We start from the raw sequence: 16,017 nt of genomic DNA on the forward strand, positions 1-16,017 counted from the left end.
AGAAAGAGAAGGAGAGCAAACCATGGCAACCGTATCCCCGACGACCTCGAACTTCGCGAACTACGTGGATACCACCACGACCAAGAAGACAACCGGCACCTCGTCGATGGGCAAGGACGATTTCCTGAAGCTGCTCTTCACGCAGCTCAAGAATCAGGATCCGCAGAACCCGCTCGACGACCGGGAGATGGCCGCGCAACTCGCGCAGTTCTCCAGCCTGGAGCAGATGCAGAACCTCAACACCAGCTTCACCGACCTCAAGACGACCATGGAAAACCAGGGCAAGTACAGCTACCTGGCGGCGGTCGGCAAGACGGCCCGCGTGGAGGGCGACGCCTTGATCGTCGATTCGGCCGGCGCGCAAAACGGGGTGTTCAAGACCGACGCCAATGCGGCCAATATCAACGTCCTGATCAGCAGTTCCGACGGCACCATCGTGCGAACGCTGCCGCTGGGCGAGGCGGCGGCCGGGGAATACGCCTTCCAGTGGGACGGCAAGCTCGCGAACGGCAGCAAGGCACCGAGCGATCAATACCACTTCAGCATCCAGGCGGTCGACGCCGCGGGCAAGGACGTCGCATCCACAAGCTACGTCGAGGGAACGATCACGGGCATCTCCCTCAACGATACCCCGCCGAAAGCCTACATCGGCGACTACGCGGTCGCGTTCGACAAAATCCAGCTCGTCAAGGGGGGGTGAGACACATGAACCAACCGATCGACTACCGGCTGATCAGGCCGCCGGGCGTCGGGACGGTCACCGGGATCGGCGCAACCCAGCCGCCAGGCGCGCCGAAACCGCAGGGCAGCGGCGGATTCGCCGACGCGCTGGCGAAAGCGGAAGGAAAACGCGACGTGACTTTTTCGGCGCACGCCGCGGAACGGCTCTCGCGGAGAGGGATCCAGCTCTCCGAAAACGACCGGCAGCGGCTCACCGAAGCGGTGACGGCCGTCGAAGGCAAGGGAGGGAAAAACTCCCTGGTGATGCTCGGCAACACGGCGCTGATCGTCAACGTCCCCAGCAGAACGGTCGTGACGGCGATGGGCGCGGGAATGGCCAGCGAGCGGGTCATCACCAACATCGACAGTGCCGTGATCGCGTAAGGGAAACGTGAAAAAGGAAATGACAGGCAACCAACAACGCAACGGGCTGGACCTCCAGTAGAGGAAAGCCCCGCGGGGCCCGACCGAAAGACGGCCCCGCAACGACCGAACCCCAGGAGGGTCACCATGAGTCTTCTCAGTTCTCTGTTCGCAGGCGTCACCGGCATGACCGCTTACGGCAACGCGATGTCGATCATCGGCAACAACATCGCCAACGTCAACACTTCGGGCTTCAAGGCCGGCCGCCCGATCTTCGGCGACATCCTCTCCCAGAGCCTGGGCGCTTCCTCCCAGATCGGCCGAGGCGTCGAGCTCGAAAAGGTCGACACGATGTTCCAGCAGGGATCCTTCTCGACGACGGAGAACATCACCGACATGGCAATCGACGGCACGGGCTTCTTCGTCGTCAAGAACCAGAACGGCACCTTCTTCTCCCGCGCCGGGAACTTCCACTTCGATTCCGCGGGCTACCTCGTCAACCCGGAAGGGCTGGTGCTCCAGGGTTCGCAGATCATCAACGGCAACGTCACCGGCAGCGTCGGCGACATCCGGAACGAAAACCTGACCGGCACCCCCAAGATGACGGGCAACGGCACCAACGGCAACGGCGGCGTCCAGATCGCGGCCAACCTCGACTCCCGCGTCGACGCCATCCCCGCTCCGGGCTTCAATATCGAGGGCACGAGCGCGACGACGAACTTCTCGACCTCCATCTCGGTCTACGACTCGCTCGGCAACGGACACCTGGTCAACGTCTACTTCAACAAGACCGGCGTGAACAACTGGGAATACCACGTCACAGCCGATTCGTCCGACCTCGCCGGATGGCCCGGCACCCCGATCGGCGGCCAGACCTGGCCTCCCGCCACCGCCCAGAAGATCGAGGTCGGCCGCGGCACGCTCGAGTTCAACACCGATGGCGCCCTGGAACGCGTCGGGGTCAGCGGGACGCCCACGACCTACCTCGCTCCGGTTGCCCCTGCGGTCGCCTACCAGCCGGTCTTCCCGTTGACTACATACCCGGCGGCAGGAACCCCGATCCAGCTCAGCTTCAACTTCAGCGGCGGCGCCACGCCGAACCAGGCGATCGCATTCAACTTCGGCGACGCGCTGACCGCAGGCGCAGCGTCGGCCCCGGTCGCCAACGCCACCGGCAAGGGGGGCCTGACGCAGTACGGTTCGACCTCCGCCGTTTCCTACCAGAAGCAGGACGGCTACACCGTCGGTTCGCTTCGCAACATCTCGATCAGCCAGAAAGGCACCATCACCGGTATCTACACCAACGGGCAGACGATCGACCTGTACCAGATCTTCCTTGCCGACTTCAAGAGCCCGTCCGACCTGCTCAAGCAAGGCAAGAACCTCTTCTCGCAGTCGAAGGATTCGGGCGAGCCGATCATCGGACCTCCGGGATCCTCCGGCAAGGGGACGGTCATCGCGAACTCGATCGAAATGAGCAACGTCGACCTCGCGGCCGAGTTCGTCAACATGATCACCACGCAGCGCGGCTTCACCGCCAACACCCGTGTCATCTCCACCTCCGACGCGATGCTGACGGAACTCGTCAACCTGAAGCGGTAAGCACGTAAGCGGGGCGCCCCGGGCAACCGGGGCGCCCCGCGTTTTTATCCCCCCAACCCGGCCTTGCGATGGGCAGGGTTGCCGGGCTGGATACCCTCGCTCCCTCGGCTGCGTCGGAGGGGGGCCGTTCACTCCATAGGCAGCCGCAACGTTTCTATCCATCGGCATTGCGTTCAGACCCCCCTTCCCTCCTCGCTGTCGGACGCGAGGACGATTGCCCGGCAGTCGTAGCGTCGCAAGGCGTACCCGAGGTACAGCCGAGGGATCGAGGGTCCCCGCCCGCGGCCTCCGCTCCCTTCCGACGCCATCCATGGCGTCTCATCCTCGCTTTCTGCTCAGCGTTCGCTCCGGAGCTCGAATCTCCGATTCCAACCAATCCCGGACGAATTCCCGCTCCCCCTTACCTCCTCGCCGCCGGGCGATAGACCTCGGTCCCGACAGCGGAGGAAGGGAGGGGGTCTTCGCGCAGTGCCGATGGATAGAAGTGTTGCGGCTGATTACGGAGCGAACGGCCCCCTCCGACGACGCCGAGGGATCGAGGGTCCCCGCCCGGCCCCCTCGCCGGGGGTCAATCCGCCGACGCTCCCCGCATCTCCGCCGGTTTCTTGACGCAGCCGCCAGCCCCCTCGATTTGCTCCTCGACAATATAGTTTGCAATTCCGATTACTTAGACAAGCATTCCCTGCCGGACGCAAGACGGCACGACCCTTGAATAAAACTTCCTCCGTCACGTGTCCCCTATTCAAGGAGAGCCAAGATGGCGGAAAAAGACGAAAAGAAGGGCACACCGGACGGCGCAGCCACGCCTCCGCCCAAATCCAAGAAAAAACTGGTCATCTTCGGCCTGGTCGGGCTGATCGCGATCGTGGCGATCGGCGGCGGCATCTTCTTTTTCTTCAACAAGGGGAAATCCGCCCCCAAGGACAACAACGCGGCGGTCGCGGCCCAGGCGCCGAAGGAAGAGGAAAAAAAAGCGGAAGGCGACAAGAAGAAGGAGGGTGAAAAGGGCAAGACGGGCAGCAACCTGCTGGTCACCCTCGAGCCGTTCATCCTCAACCTGGCCGACGTCGACACCAACCGCTACCTCAAGATCACGATCGTACTCGAATTCGGCGATGCCGCCGGGGCAAGCCTGGCCGAGGGGCGCATGCCGCAGATCCGCGACGCCCTGATCCTGCTGATGAGCAGCCTGACCTACGGCGACATCCATTCGGTCGAAGGAAAGCTGACGCTCCAGAGCGAGATCCTCAACCGGCTCAACAAGGTGATGGAAGGCGCGTCGATCCGGCGAATCTACTTTACCGACCTCGTCGTCCAGTAAGCGGAACGGGAGCTTTCACCTTGCGCGAGATTCTTACACAGGAAGAGGTCGACGCCCTCCTCGAGGCCTACGACAGCGGCGAGATCGAGGGCGGGCAGCCGCCTTCGGCGGCCAGCACCCCCTTCGATTTCCTCTCGCACAAGCTGATCGGCGGCGTCCAGGAGACGCTGATCGAGCTGATCCAGAACAACGCGGCGAAGGGTTGCTCCGTCCACCTGACCGGCGTCACCCGGCGCGAGATCAAGGTTTCCAACGCGTCGTCCTACACCGAGACGGCGGGCAATTTCCTCTCCAATTTCAAGGGCCGCTCCTGCATCGGCGTCCTGTCCTCCGACCTGACTCCGGGACATATGTTCCTGGCGATGTCGCCCTTCCTGGCCTACGCGCTGGTCGACCTGATGCTGGGAGGAGACGGCCGGATCGCCGAGCCCGACGACCGCGACTTTTCCGTCCTCGAAGTGCGGATGGCGGGCAAGGTGATGGCCGGGCTTACGGCCGAGCTGTCCAAGGCGTGGAACGGCGTCTCGACGGGTCATTTCTCGTTGGTCAAGGTCGAGACCAATCCCAAGATGCTCCCGGCGGTCCCGGATCAGGACCCGATCTACGTGATGAACTTCCGCGTCGAATCCGATACGGGGTTGTCGCGCGACTTCACGGTCTCCCTCCCCTTCGGCCTCATCGAGTCGCTGAAGGGGCAGGCGGAGGAGCCGGAACCGGTCGATCCGATGGCGTCGGAATACGCGGCGCTTTTGCGGGAATCGGCCGAAGAGATCGTTCTGACCGTCGAAGTGATGCTGGGCGAAGTGAGTCTCCCGATCCGGGAGATCCTCTCGCTTAAACCGGGAGACGTCATCACGACGGACCAGGAGATCGACGCGCCCGTCGCCGTCCTGGTCGAAGGCAAGCCGAAGCTTTCCGGGCGTCCCGGCATTTCCCGGGGCAACCGGGCCATCAAGATCACCGCTGGCTAAAAGGAGATAGTCATGTCCGACGCGATCGTCTACGAAAACGGGCAGGAAAAGAAGGAATACGCCCGCGACATCGACTTCCTGCTCGATATCCCGGTCAAGCTGATCGTCGAGCTGGGCAAGGCACAGGTGCAGCTGGGCGACCTGCTCCGGCTCGGCCGCGGGTCGGTGCTCGAGCTCGAGAAGTCGGCCGAGGAACCGCTCGACGTCCACATCAACGGCAAGCTTATCGGCCGTGGAGAGGTCGTCGTGGTCAACAACAAGTTCGGCATCAAGCTGACCGAGATCGCCCCCGCCAACGAGCGGGTCGAGCTGCTCAAATGATCCGGCGGGCCTTTCTTGCCGCTTTCCTGATGATGCTGGCGGCGTCGCTCGCGGCCGCCCCGTGCGCCTCGGCGAAAAGCGAGAAACGTCACGGAAAGGCGCGCCCGGCAAAGGCATCGGAAACCTCCCCCGCCGCAGAGCCCGAGCCGGCGCCGAAGATCGCCTTCGACAACGCGGCGCCCGCCGCCGACAACGCGGCCCGCCTCGCCGTAGACAACGCCGCCGGCGCCTCGGCCCCGATCCGGGAGTCCGACGTCTCTGCCACCGTCGTCACGGGCAAGCCGCTCGCGCAACCGCCCGCCGCCCCGTCCGAGGGCCCCTCCTTCGCCTGGGCCGCCGTCAAGATGGTGATCGCCCTGGGCATCGTCCTCGCGATGCTGCTGGGCATCTCGCACTTCATGAAGAAGTACATGGACCGCTTCGGGGCCGGCGCGGCCGCCCCCGGGCGCGCGATCACGGTCACGGAAGCACGGTCGGTCGCACCCAAGACGCAGGTCATGGTCATCGAGGCGCTCGGCTCCCGTTATTTGGTCGGCGTCACCCCGACGCAGGTCACGCTCATCGACAAGGTGCCCGCAGGCGCCACCGGAAAGGTCGCATGACGATGGCAACCCGTCTCCTCGCCGCCCTCCTGCTGCTCGGGCTGCTCTGCGCCGCCGCCCCGCGCCCCGCGGCCGCCGCCATGCCGCTTCCGCTTCCCAAGGTCAGCATCGGGCTGGCCGACGAGGGAAAGCCTGGAGACGTCGCCGCATCGGTCAAGGTGCTCATCCTCTTCACGATCCTGTCGCTCGCGCCGTCGATCCTGATCATGACCAGCTCGTTCACCCGGCTGATCGTTGTGCTCTCGTTCCTGCGGCAGGCGCTGGGCACGCAGCAGACGCCGCCCAACCAGGTGATCGTCGGGCTCGCGCTGTTCCTCACCTTCTTCATCATGTCGCCCGTCATCACCAAGGTGAACACCGATGCCTTCCAGCCGTTCATGGCCGGCAAGATCACCCAGGACGAGGCGTGGGAGAAAGGCACCGCCCCGCTCAAGACGTTCATGCTGGCCAACACGCGGGAAAAGGACCTCGCCCTCATGGTCAACCTCTCGAAGGCCCCCCGCCCGAAGAACCAGGCCGACCTCGGTATCACGGTGCTGACGCCCGCCTTCGTCCTGTCCGAGCTGCGCGTCGCCTTCCAGATGGGGTTCCTGATCTACATCCCGTTCCTGGTCATCGACATGGTCGTCGCCTCGGTGCTCATGTCCATGGGCATGATGATGCTGCCCCCGGTCATGATCTCCCTCCCCTTCAAGCTCATGCTCTTCGTCCTGGTCGACGGCTGGAACCTGATCGTCGGCTCGCTGATGAAGAGCTTCGTGATGTGAGGCCGACGACATGACGCAGGAATTCGTCGCCGAAGTCATCCGGAAGGCGCTCCTCATGGTGCTGATGTGCGCGGCGCCCATGATGCTCGCGGCGCTCGTGGTCGGCATCCTGGTCTCGGTCTTCCAGGCGGTCACCTCGATCTCCGAGATGACGCTGGTCTTCATCCCGAAGATCATCGTCGTCTTCCTCGCGCTCGTGATCTTCTTCCCCTGGATCACCAACACGTTCCTCGATTTCGCCCGCTGGATCTTCGAGGGGCTTCCAACGATGGTCCACTGACGGTGGACCTCCATCCTCCCTCTCCCGAGCTGATCGGCACCTTCCTGCTCGCCTTCGTGCGCGTGTCGGGGCTGCTCTTCGCGACGCCGGTGCTCGGGAACCGCAACGTCCCCGCCCAGGTGCGGATCCTTCTCTCCCTGCTCTTCACGATGGCCATCCTCCCGCTCGTGCCCGTTTCCCGGATTGCACCCGAATCCGAGGGCTTCATCCCGGCGATGGTCTCCGAAGTGCTGCTGGGCGGATTTCTGGGGCTGGTCGGGTCGCTGCTGTTCGCCGCGGCCGAATTCGGCGGCCACATGGCCGGCCTCCAGATGGGATTCGCGATCGCCAATATCCTCAATCCCGAGAGCGAGTCGCAGACCTCGGTCTTCGCGACGCTCACCTCGCTCACCGCCCTCCTGACGTTCGTCATGAGCGACGGCCACCACCTGTTCATCACCGCGCTGGTCCGCAGCTTCCAGTCGCTCCCGCTCGGCACCTTTTTCATCGACGCCGCGCGGGCCGGCACGCTTCTGCGCATGAGCACCGGCATCTTCGCCTACGGGCTCGCGCTGGCGGCCCCCGTCCTCGCGATCACGCTGTTCGTCACCGTCGCCCTCGGCATCCTGTCCCGGTCCATGCCGCAGATCGACGTCTTCTTCATGAGCTTCGCGATCAACATCAGCGTCGGGATGTTCGTCTTCATCCTCTCGATCCCCTTCTTCCTGGCCGGCGTCCAGAAGCTGATCGGGATCTGCGAGCACGAGTTGCTCTTCGTGCTCGACATCGCCCGGTAGCCCTCAGACATGGCCGATCCCTCCCGCACGGAGTCCGCGACCCCCAAGCGCCGCGACGAGATGCGGGAAAAGGGGAACGTTCCCAAGAGCCGCGAAGTCTCCTCCGCCGTCATCCTGCTGGGCTCCCTCGCCGCACTCCATTTCTCCGCCGGCCACATGATGAAGGGGCTCACGGACGTGCTGCGCGATTTCTTCAGCGCGAAGCCGACCCAGCTCGAGACCGTCGCCGGCATGCATGCGATGCTGATCGACCTCGTTTTGCGCTGCGGGCTGATCCTGGCGCCCGTGATGGGGTTCACGATGCTCTGCGCCTACGTCGCGAACGTGGCGCAGGTCGGCTTCCTGTTCACCATGCAGCCGCTGACCCCCAACTTTGAAAAACTCAACCCGATCTCCGGATTCTCCCGGCTCTTCTCGATGACCGCGATCGGGGAGCTCTTCAAGTCGCTCATCAAGTTCTCGCTGGTGGGATTGCTCGCGTGGCGGATCATCCGGGCCGAGATCCCGGTTCTTCCCGGCATCATCGACCGCACGACGCCCGAGATGGCCGTCTATTTCTCGTCGATCGTCTCCCGGCTCATCATCCATTGCGGCCTCGCGATGCTCGTCCTGGCCGCGGCGGACTACCTGTTCCAGCGCTGGAACTTCGAAAAATCCATAAAAATGACCAAGGACGAGGTCCGGCAGGAGGGCAAGGACGCCGAAGGCGACCCGGCGGTCAAGGGGCGCATCCGCTCGCTCCAACGCGAGATGTCGCGGCGCCGGATCATGAAGGAGGTTCCCAAGGCCGACGTGATCATCACGAACCCCACCCACTTCGCCATCGCCCTGAAATACGAACGGGGCCGCGGCATGACCGCTCCCAAGGTCGTGGCCAAGGGCGCCGACGTGATGGCGCGCCGGATTCGCGAGATCGCCACCGAACACGGAGTGCCGATTGTCGAGCGACCGCCGTTGGCACGGGCCTTGTATGCCAATGTAGACGAGGGGCAGGAAATCCCCGAAGAATTCTACCGCGCGGTCGCCGAAGTGCTCGCTTATGTCTACAAACTTCGTAACCCGCGGATCGCCGTCTAGGAGGCAATACCGTGGCCGCATCGCCGAACGCTACCTCTCTGCCAGCCATGCAGGGGGGACTCACAGCCCGCGAACTGATGGTTCCGCTGGCCATCGTGGGGATCATCTTCCTCATGATCGTCCCGGTGCCGCCCTTCCTCCTGGACCTGTTTCTGGCGCTTTCAATCACGCTTTCCCTTGTTGTTCTGCTGGTTTCCGTCTATCTCATCAAGCCGCTCGAATTCTCCGTGTTCCCTTCCGTCCTCCTCCTGTCCACGCTGTTCCGGCTTTCGCTCAACGTCGCCTCGGCCCGCCTAATCCTGCTGCGCGGCAACGAGGGAACCGACGCCGCCGGGGCGGTCATCAAGGCGTTCGGGCAGTTCGTCGTCGGCGGCAACTACGCCGTCGGCATCGTCATTTTTTTGATCCTCGTCGTCATTAATTTTGTCGTTATCACCAAGGGCGCGGGCCGGATCGCCGAAGTCGCCGCCCGGTTCACCCTCGACGCGATGCCCGGCAAGCAGATGAGCATCGACGCCGACCTCAACGCCGGTTTCATCGAAGAAAAGGAAGCGCGTCGCCGACGCCGCGAGATCGAGCGCGAGGCCGACTTCTGCGGCGCGATGGACGGCGCCAGCAAGTTCATCCGCGGCGAGGCGGTCGCGGGCATCATCATCATCGTCATCGACGTCCTCGGCGGCTTCTTCATCGGCGTCTTCCAGCTCGGGCTCGACATGAAGACCGCCGCGGAGACCTACACCATCCTGACGATCGGCGACGGGCTGATCGCCCAGATCCCGGCGCTTCTCGTCAGCACCGCCGCCGGCATCATGGTCTCCCGGGCCGCCGCCGAAACCAACCTCGGCGAAGAACTCGGCAAGCAGCTCTTCATGAAGCCCAAGGCGCTCGCCACAGCCTCCGGTGTCCTCGCCGTTCTCGGCCTGGTGCCGGGACTGCCCCATGTCGCCTTCCTGTTGCTTTCGTTGATCGCCGGCACGGGCGCTTATTTCATCGGGCAGATCGCCGACGTCGAGGAGGCGCCCGCGGCCGCCCCCGTCGCCCCCGAGCTCACCTCCGAGGAAAAGATCGAAAAGTGCCTCGCGATGGACCTGATGGAGCTCGAGATCGGGTACGGGCTTATTCCGCTGGTCGACCCCGAACAGGGCGGCGACCTTCTCGAACGGATCCGGGCCGTCCGCCGCCAGATGGCCCAGGAACGCGGCTTCATCGTCCCGTCCATCCACATCCGGGACAACCTGGAGATCAAGCCGCAGGAATACGCGATCCGCATCAAGGGCGTCGAGATCGCCCGCGGCGAAGTACGCCCCGGCAGCCTGCTCGCCCTCAATCCGGGGCAGGCGGTCACCGAGATCCCCGGCATCCCCACCACCGAGCCGGCCTTCGGCCTTCCGGCCAAGTGGATCGAGGAGCGCGACCGCGAGACGGCGCAGATGGCGGGCTTCACGGTCGTCGACCCGACCACCGTCGTCGCCACGCACATCACCGAGATCATCAAGCGGCATGCCCACGAGATCATCACCCGGCAGGACGTCCAGAAGTTGCTCGACGGGCTCAAGGAGCATTACCCCAAGGTCGTCGAAGAGGTCGTCCCCGCGATGCTCCCGCTCGGGACCCTGCTGCGCGTCCTGCAGAACCTGCTCCACGAGCAGGTCTCGGTCAAGGACCTGCTCACCATCATGGAGACGCTGGGCAACGTCGGCCCCATGGTCAAGGATCCCGACATGCTCACCGAATACGTCCGCCAGGCGCTGTCGCGCTCGATCACCCAGCATTTCAAGACGGCCGACAACAAGATCTACGTCGTCTCGCTCGAGAAGCCGCTCGAGGACATGCTCGAACAGGCCATCCAGCGCACCGAGATGGGCAACTACCTCGCGCTCGAGCCCAACATCGCCCGGATGATCCTGCAGCGGCTGGCCGACGGCGTCCGAAAGTGCGTCGAGAACGGCTGCGAACCGATCATCCTCTGCTCTCCCGCGGTTCGTCCCTATCTCAAGCGGCTGACCGAGCGGGCGCACCCCGAGCTGGTCGTCCTGTCGTTCCAGGAAGTCACGCCGACCGTCACCATCCATTCCCTCGGCACCGTGGGGTTGAGCTATGCAAATTAAGCAGTTCGAAGGCACGTCGATGGAGGAGATCCTGGCGCGCGTCAAGAAGACGCTGGGCGACGACGCCGTGATCCTGTCGACCCGCAAGCAGGCGAAGAAGCGGATGGGCGCCTTCACGACGGCCGTCTACGAGGTGAGCGCCGCCGTCGACGCCCCGCCTGCCCCCCTCCAGGGGATCCGCACCCGGGGCCGGGTGCTCGACACCGTAGTCCCGATCGGCGCGACCCCGGCGACCTACCCGCATTACACGCCCAAGGCGCAGGCTGCGCCGCAGCGCCCGTCGCTCGCCGTAATCGGCGATGAACCGGCCGCGCCCGCGACCGACCAGTCCAATCGCCCCTCGGCCCCCCCGCCTCCGGAACACGGGAAACCGGCCCCCTTCGAGGCGTTCCTTTCTCTCGAAAAGGAGCTGGCGCCTCTGAAGGAAGAGATCGCGGGGCTCAAGGGGTTTCTCGAACTGGTGCTCCGGGAGCGCGACGCCGCGCCCGCGGCCGAGAGCAATGCGCGGCTGGACCGCCTCGTCGACGAGATCCACGCCCTCAAGACGCAACTCGGGGAGTCCGCGGCCGCGATCCCGGCGAACGCTCCGGCGGAGCCCGCGAAGGAAGCCCCGTCCGGCGAGACCGACTTGTCCGACGACGACTGGCTGGTCCGTCGCCTGGTGGCCCAGGGCTTCAGCGCCCCGGCCGGGCGCCGAATCCGGCAAGCGGTCGGCACGCGTTGCGCCGTCCCCGGCGCCGTGACCGACGCCGACCTGCGGCGCGAAGCGGGCGCCTACCTCGCCTCGATGGTCCGTGTCGCCGAACTTCCCCCTGTCCGGCCGAACGGTCCCCGCATCCTCGCCTTCGTCGGCCCCGCGGGCGCCGGCAAGACCTCGACCGTCGCACGGGTGGGCAAGATGCTTGCGAAGCGCGGCTTCCGCTGCGCCGCCATAGCCGTCGGCGAGCCCGACAAAGGCGCCGGCTTCCTGCTCCGGGAGTTGCAGCTCCCGCACGGCATCCCGGTGCTGTGCGCGCGAAACGCCGAGGAACTTTCACGGGCCGTCGCGGTCTGTTATGGTGCCCAATACCTGTTGATCGACGTCGAAGGCGATGCGTGCGGACGCGAGGCGGCCGCCCGCATGACGTCGGTTTTCCGCGGCCACGCCGACATCGATTTCTGCCTGACGCTGCCGGCCGACTACGACCTGACGCCCGCGGACCGGCTCGTCGCTTCGCTCTCGCCGCTGCCGGTCGGCTACATGGCCTTCACGGGCATCGACCGCTCGAAGCAGCACGGCAACATGGTCAAGGCGGCCGCGGTCGCGTCGCGGCCGGTTCTCTTCCTCACCGCCGGCGACGACGAGGCAGGCACCGTGTTCCCCGCGCGCGCCTACATGTTTTCCCGGCTCCTGCTCGACACCAAGGCCACCGAAACGAGGATGTCCCGATGACCCAGATCACGTCCGGCCCCAACCCGACCGGCACGCGCGCCAGGCTGCGCGTCTTCTCGATCACCAGCGGCAAGGGGGGGGTCGGCAAGACCAGCATCGTGACGAATCTCGCCGTCAGCTTCGCGAAGCTCGGCCGAAAGGTTCTCATCATCGATGCCGATCTCGGGCTTGCCAACGTAGACCTCATGCTGGGGCTGACCCCCAAGGGGAACATCCATACGCTGCTTTCCGGCGAACACACGCTCGACGAAGTGCTGGTCGAGGGACCGGCCGGCATCAAGGTCCTGCCGGCTTCCTCCGGCATCTACGAGGTGACCCACCTCTCGTCCGAGCAGCGGATCGCGCTGCTTTCGCAACTCGACACGCTCGAGGACGTCTTCGACACCGTGCTGATCGATACCGGCGCCGGGATCGCCTCGAACGTGATGTATTTCAACGCGGCCGCCCAGGAGATCATCGTCGTCGTGACGCCCGACAACACATCGGTCGCCGACGCCTATGCGCTCATCAAGGTGCTCACCCAGAATTTCGGCGAAAAATATTTTCACATCCTCCTGAACATGGTCCAAAATGAGTTCGAAGCCATCAACACGTTCAAGAAGATCGAACGCGCCGCGGCGAAGTTTCTCAATATATCGCTCGATTACGCCGGTTTTGTCGTTCGGGACGACCACATTCGCAAGGCAGCCAACGCCCAGAAGCCGATGGTCGAGCTCACGCCTGCAGCCCCCGCCGCCCGGTCGATCCGGTACGTGGCCGAGAGCCTCCTGTCCGCGTACGGGCGCAGCAGCATGAAGGGCACGCCGCAATTCTTCTGGAAGCGTCTCCTCGTCGAGGAGCAGTCGAACGGCTTCCAGGAGGCGCCAGGGTGACCATGAAGAGAAACGGCAAAACGGCCTACGAACAGATGGCGCTGCCACCCGGACCATCCCCGCGTGTCGCCGCAACCAAGACGCCCGAAGAGCGCGACGCCCTCGTGCGCGAATTCGTTCCGTTGGTCAAGTACCATGCCGGGATGCTGAAGCTCCGCCTTCCCCCCCACATCGAGCTCGACGACCTGATCAGCTCGGGCATCGTCGGGCTGCTCGACGCCCTCGACCGGTTCGACGATTCCCGCGGGATCAAATTCAAGACCTATGCCGAGTTCCGGATCCGCGGCGCCATGCTCGATTACCTGCGGGAGATGGACTGGTTCCCCCGGTCGGTCCGCCAGCGCGCGACCAACCTGCAGAACGTCTATGCCCAGCTCGAGGTGCTGTTCGGCCGCCCCCCCGAAGAGGAGGAAGTCGCCAAGCACCTCAAGATCTCCCTCGAAGATCTGCACAAGGAGCTTTCGCTCACCACGGGGCTGACCATCTTCTCGCTCGACGCCCCCGTCGACGACGAGGTCGACGCCGGCATCCAGAGGGCGATCGCCGAGGCCGCGATGGACGAGAACAAGGAAGAAGAGATTTTGCGCGATCTCAAGGAAGTGCTCGGCAAGGCGATCGATCTGCTGCCCGAGAAGGAAAAGCACCTGATCGCTCTCTACTACTACGAAGAGCTGACGATGAAGGAGATCGGTTCCCTGCTCTCCCTGGGCGAGCCGCGCATCTGCCAGCTGCACAACCAGGCGGTCCTCCGCCTCCGCGGCAAGCTGCGCCAGCAGCTCCAGCGTTAAGTGGCCTCCCCTCAGGACCAGATGCAGAAGATGGAGGCGCTCGGGCGGCTGACCGGCGGCATCGCGCACGACTTCAACAACCTGTTGACCGGGATCCTCGGCTACGCCTCGTTGCTCAAGAACACCCTCGATCGCGACACCGAGCAATTCGAGGCCGCCGAATACATCGAACGGGCGGCGAAACGCGCATCCCACCTCACACGCCAGCTACTCGCCTATTCGCGCAAGGAGACGGCCGCGCTGCAACGCCCGACCGACGTCCACCGAATCATCGGCGAGGCGGTCGAGATCCTCTCCCGCGCCGAGAACAAGGACATCCGGATCCTGCCGCGCCTGGACGCCCGGCAGACCGTGGTCGACGCCGATCCCACCGGCCTCATCCAGATCCTGCTCAACCTGGGCGTCAACGCCGGCGACGCGATGCCCGACCGTGGCGTCCTCTCGATCACGACCGAGAACCTGCAGACCGAAGCCGGCACCGAGATCGAGGGCACCCGCATTCCCGACGGCGAGTGGATCGCCCTCCGGGTCGCGGACACGGGCCCGGGCATCCCGCCCGAGATCCGCGACATGATCTTCGCCCCGTTCTTCACGACGAAAGGCGAGGGAAAGGGAACCGGCCTCGGGTTGTCCACGGCCTACAATTGCGTGAAGGCGCACAACGGGTTCATCTTCCTCGAAGGCAACCGGGAAGGAGGCGCCTCCTTCCTGATCCTGCTCCCCCTGTCCGCCGACGAGTCCGAGGCCGCCGAACCGCCGGCATCGACGGGCGCCCTGCGCGATCTTCCCCGAGGCAGCGGAACCATCCTGGTCATCGACGACGAGGAGATCCCGAGGCAGCTGGCGTCCGACATGCTGCGGGCGCTGGGCTACAAGACCTGCGAGGCGGCGTCGGGCCTCGCTGGACTCGAGCTGCTCTCCGAGGCGGAGGGCGGGATCGACCTCGTCCTGCTCGACAAGATCATGCCCGGGATGGACGGCTCCGAGACGCGCCGGCGCATCGGGGAAATCGATCCGACCCTCCCGGTCGTCCTCTGCTCGGGGTACATCGACGATGTCGGCACGAACCCGGGCATCCTCAAGCAGTTCAGCGCATTCCTGCCGAAGCCGTACAAGCTCGAAGAGCTGGCCGAGGCAATCCGGGGCGTCCTGGCCAATCGAAGGAAGACCGTTTGAGGGATTGCGATGCCGCTGGTTGATATCGAGGACTTCTACCCCTATTCCTTTCTTCCGCAGCACAGGTACGGTTACGACAAACCGCCCCACGTGCTGCTGGACCGGATGTTCGCCAAGGGACTCGACGAATATCAGGCCTTGGTGCAGGAATTCGCGGGATATGCCGATGACCTTCGGAAGATTTCCCGCCAGCCGTCGATCTCCGATCCCAGCATGCCGTGCTGGGACAACGGTTGGTTCCCGGCGATGGACGGGATCGCATTGTTCGGATTGATTTCCTACCTCAAGCCGGCCAGGTACTTCGAAGTCGGCTCGGGGAACTCGACCAAGTACGCGGCGCTGGCAAAACGAACGAATAGCCCTTCGACCCTGATCGTTTCCATCGACCCGGCCCCGCGGGCGGAAATCGAGTCCCTTTGCGATTTCATCATTCGCGAGCCGTTCCAGAACGTCTCCGCCGAATTCATGGCCCGGTTGATGCCCGGAGACATTCTCTTCATCGACGGATCCCATCGGGTCCTTCAAAACTCGGATGTGTCGGTCTTCTACATGGAGGTTCTGCCGCTGCTGAAGCCGGGCGTCCTGATCGGTCAGCACGACATCGTGCTTCCGTACGATTACCACGCCGACTGGGGGAAGCGGATGTACTCCGAGCAATACATGCTCGCTTCCGTCCTCCTGGCGGCGGAAGAGAAATTCGACATCATCTTTCCGACCTTCTATTTGTCCGAACTGCATCCGGAACGGTTGCGCCCTGTGATGGACGCGGTCTGGTCCTCGCCGAACCTCCGCGGAATCCCTCCTTTCGGAAGCTCGTTCTGGATGATGAAAAAGTAACGGG

The 16,017-nt window shown here is 64.5% G+C and carries 17 protein-coding genes; all 17 read left to right on the forward strand.

What is annotated here, in order from left to right; genetic code table 11:
* Nucleotides 1-22: 22 nt before the first annotated feature.
* The 17 genes from VGK27_07880 (at nucleotide 23) to VGK27_07960 (ending at nucleotide 16,013) form a co-directional block, all read left to right on the forward strand.
* Nucleotides 23-700 carry a flagellar hook capping FlgD N-terminal domain-containing protein gene (locus tag VGK27_07880; GenBank protein ID HEY3490024.1) on the forward strand — a complete coding sequence of 226 codons (678 nt, stop codon included), beginning with the start codon at nucleotides 23-25 and terminating at the stop codon, nucleotides 698-700.
* Nucleotides 701-705: 5 nt separating this feature from the next.
* On the forward strand, nucleotides 706-1,104 hold the full coding sequence (locus VGK27_07885; protein ID HEY3490025.1) for a TIGR02530 family flagellar biosynthesis protein: 399 nt from the start codon (nucleotides 706-708) through the stop codon (nucleotides 1,102-1,104).
* 126 nt (nucleotides 1,105-1,230) lie between these two features.
* The gene (locus tag VGK27_07890; protein HEY3490026.1) at nucleotides 1,231-2,685 is read left to right on the forward strand and encodes a flagellar hook protein FlgE; all 1,455 of its coding nucleotides are present in this window, start codon (nucleotides 1,231-1,233) and stop codon (nucleotides 2,683-2,685) included.
* Between the two features lie 757 nt (nucleotides 2,686-3,442).
* Complete coding sequence (locus VGK27_07895) at nucleotides 3,443-4,006, forward strand: flagellar basal body-associated FliL family protein (protein ID HEY3490027.1); 564 nt, start codon at nucleotides 3,443-3,445, stop codon at nucleotides 4,004-4,006.
* 20 nt (nucleotides 4,007-4,026) lie between these two features.
* Nucleotides 4,027-4,977: a FliM/FliN family flagellar motor switch protein gene (locus tag VGK27_07900; protein ID HEY3490028.1), complete on the forward strand. Its 951-nt coding sequence runs from the start codon at nucleotides 4,027-4,029 to the stop codon at nucleotides 4,975-4,977.
* 12 nt (nucleotides 4,978-4,989) lie between these two features.
* A complete protein-coding gene (gene fliN, locus VGK27_07905) occupies nucleotides 4,990-5,298 on the forward strand; it encodes a flagellar motor switch protein FliN (GenBank protein HEY3490029.1) in 309 nt (102 codons plus the stop codon).
* A complete protein-coding gene (locus tag VGK27_07910) occupies nucleotides 5,295-5,900 on the forward strand; it encodes a flagellar biosynthetic protein FliO (GenBank protein HEY3490030.1) in 606 nt (201 codons plus the stop codon). The genes fliN and VGK27_07910 overlap by 4 nt, the downstream gene beginning before the upstream one ends.
* Nucleotides 5,897-6,667, forward strand: coding sequence for a flagellar type III secretion system pore protein FliP (gene fliP, locus VGK27_07915; protein ID HEY3490031.1), 771 nt, complete (start codon nucleotides 5,897-5,899; stop codon nucleotides 6,665-6,667). Before VGK27_07910 ends, fliP begins: the two co-directional genes overlap by 4 nt.
* 10 nt (nucleotides 6,668-6,677) lie before the next feature.
* On the forward strand, nucleotides 6,678-6,947 hold the full coding sequence (gene fliQ / locus VGK27_07920; GenBank protein ID HEY3490032.1) for a flagellar biosynthesis protein FliQ: 270 nt from the start codon (nucleotides 6,678-6,680) through the stop codon (nucleotides 6,945-6,947).
* 2 nt (nucleotides 6,948-6,949) lie between these two features.
* On the forward strand, nucleotides 6,950-7,723 hold the full coding sequence (fliR, locus tag VGK27_07925; GenBank protein ID HEY3490033.1) for a flagellar biosynthetic protein FliR: 774 nt from the start codon (nucleotides 6,950-6,952) through the stop codon (nucleotides 7,721-7,723).
* Nucleotides 7,724-7,732: 9 nt separating this feature from the next.
* On the forward strand, nucleotides 7,733-8,800 hold the full coding sequence (flhB, locus tag VGK27_07930) for a flagellar biosynthesis protein FlhB (protein HEY3490034.1): 1,068 nt from the start codon (nucleotides 7,733-7,735) through the stop codon (nucleotides 8,798-8,800).
* An 11-nt stretch (nucleotides 8,801-8,811) separates the two neighbouring features.
* Nucleotides 8,812-10,908, forward strand: a complete 2,097-nt coding sequence (flhA, locus tag VGK27_07935) for a flagellar biosynthesis protein FlhA (GenBank protein HEY3490035.1) — start codon at nucleotides 8,812-8,814, stop codon at nucleotides 10,906-10,908.
* Nucleotides 10,909-10,927: 19 nt separating this feature from the next.
* On the forward strand, nucleotides 10,928-12,340 hold the full coding sequence (locus tag VGK27_07940) for a hypothetical protein (GenBank protein HEY3490036.1): 1,413 nt from the start codon (nucleotides 10,928-10,930) through the stop codon (nucleotides 12,338-12,340).
* Complete coding sequence (locus VGK27_07945; protein ID HEY3490037.1) at nucleotides 12,337-13,212, forward strand: MinD/ParA family protein; 876 nt, start codon at nucleotides 12,337-12,339, stop codon at nucleotides 13,210-13,212. Before VGK27_07940 ends, VGK27_07945 begins: the two co-directional genes overlap by 4 nt.
* 2 nt (nucleotides 13,213-13,214) lie before the next feature.
* On the forward strand, nucleotides 13,215-14,000 hold the full coding sequence (locus VGK27_07950; protein ID HEY3490038.1) for a FliA/WhiG family RNA polymerase sigma factor: 786 nt from the start codon (nucleotides 13,215-13,217) through the stop codon (nucleotides 13,998-14,000).
* On the forward strand, nucleotides 14,001-15,176 hold the full coding sequence (locus VGK27_07955; GenBank protein ID HEY3490039.1) for an ATP-binding protein: 1,176 nt from the start codon (nucleotides 14,001-14,003) through the stop codon (nucleotides 15,174-15,176).
* A 9-nt stretch (nucleotides 15,177-15,185) separates the two neighbouring features.
* On the forward strand, nucleotides 15,186-16,013 hold the full coding sequence (locus VGK27_07960; GenBank protein HEY3490040.1) for a class I SAM-dependent methyltransferase: 828 nt from the start codon (nucleotides 15,186-15,188) through the stop codon (nucleotides 16,011-16,013).
* Nucleotides 16,014-16,017: the final 4 nt, after the last annotated feature.

This window comes from Candidatus Deferrimicrobiaceae bacterium, from assembly GCA_036504035.1.
GTDB lineage: Bacteria > Desulfobacterota > Deferrimicrobia > Deferrimicrobiales > Deferrimicrobiaceae > JANXPS01.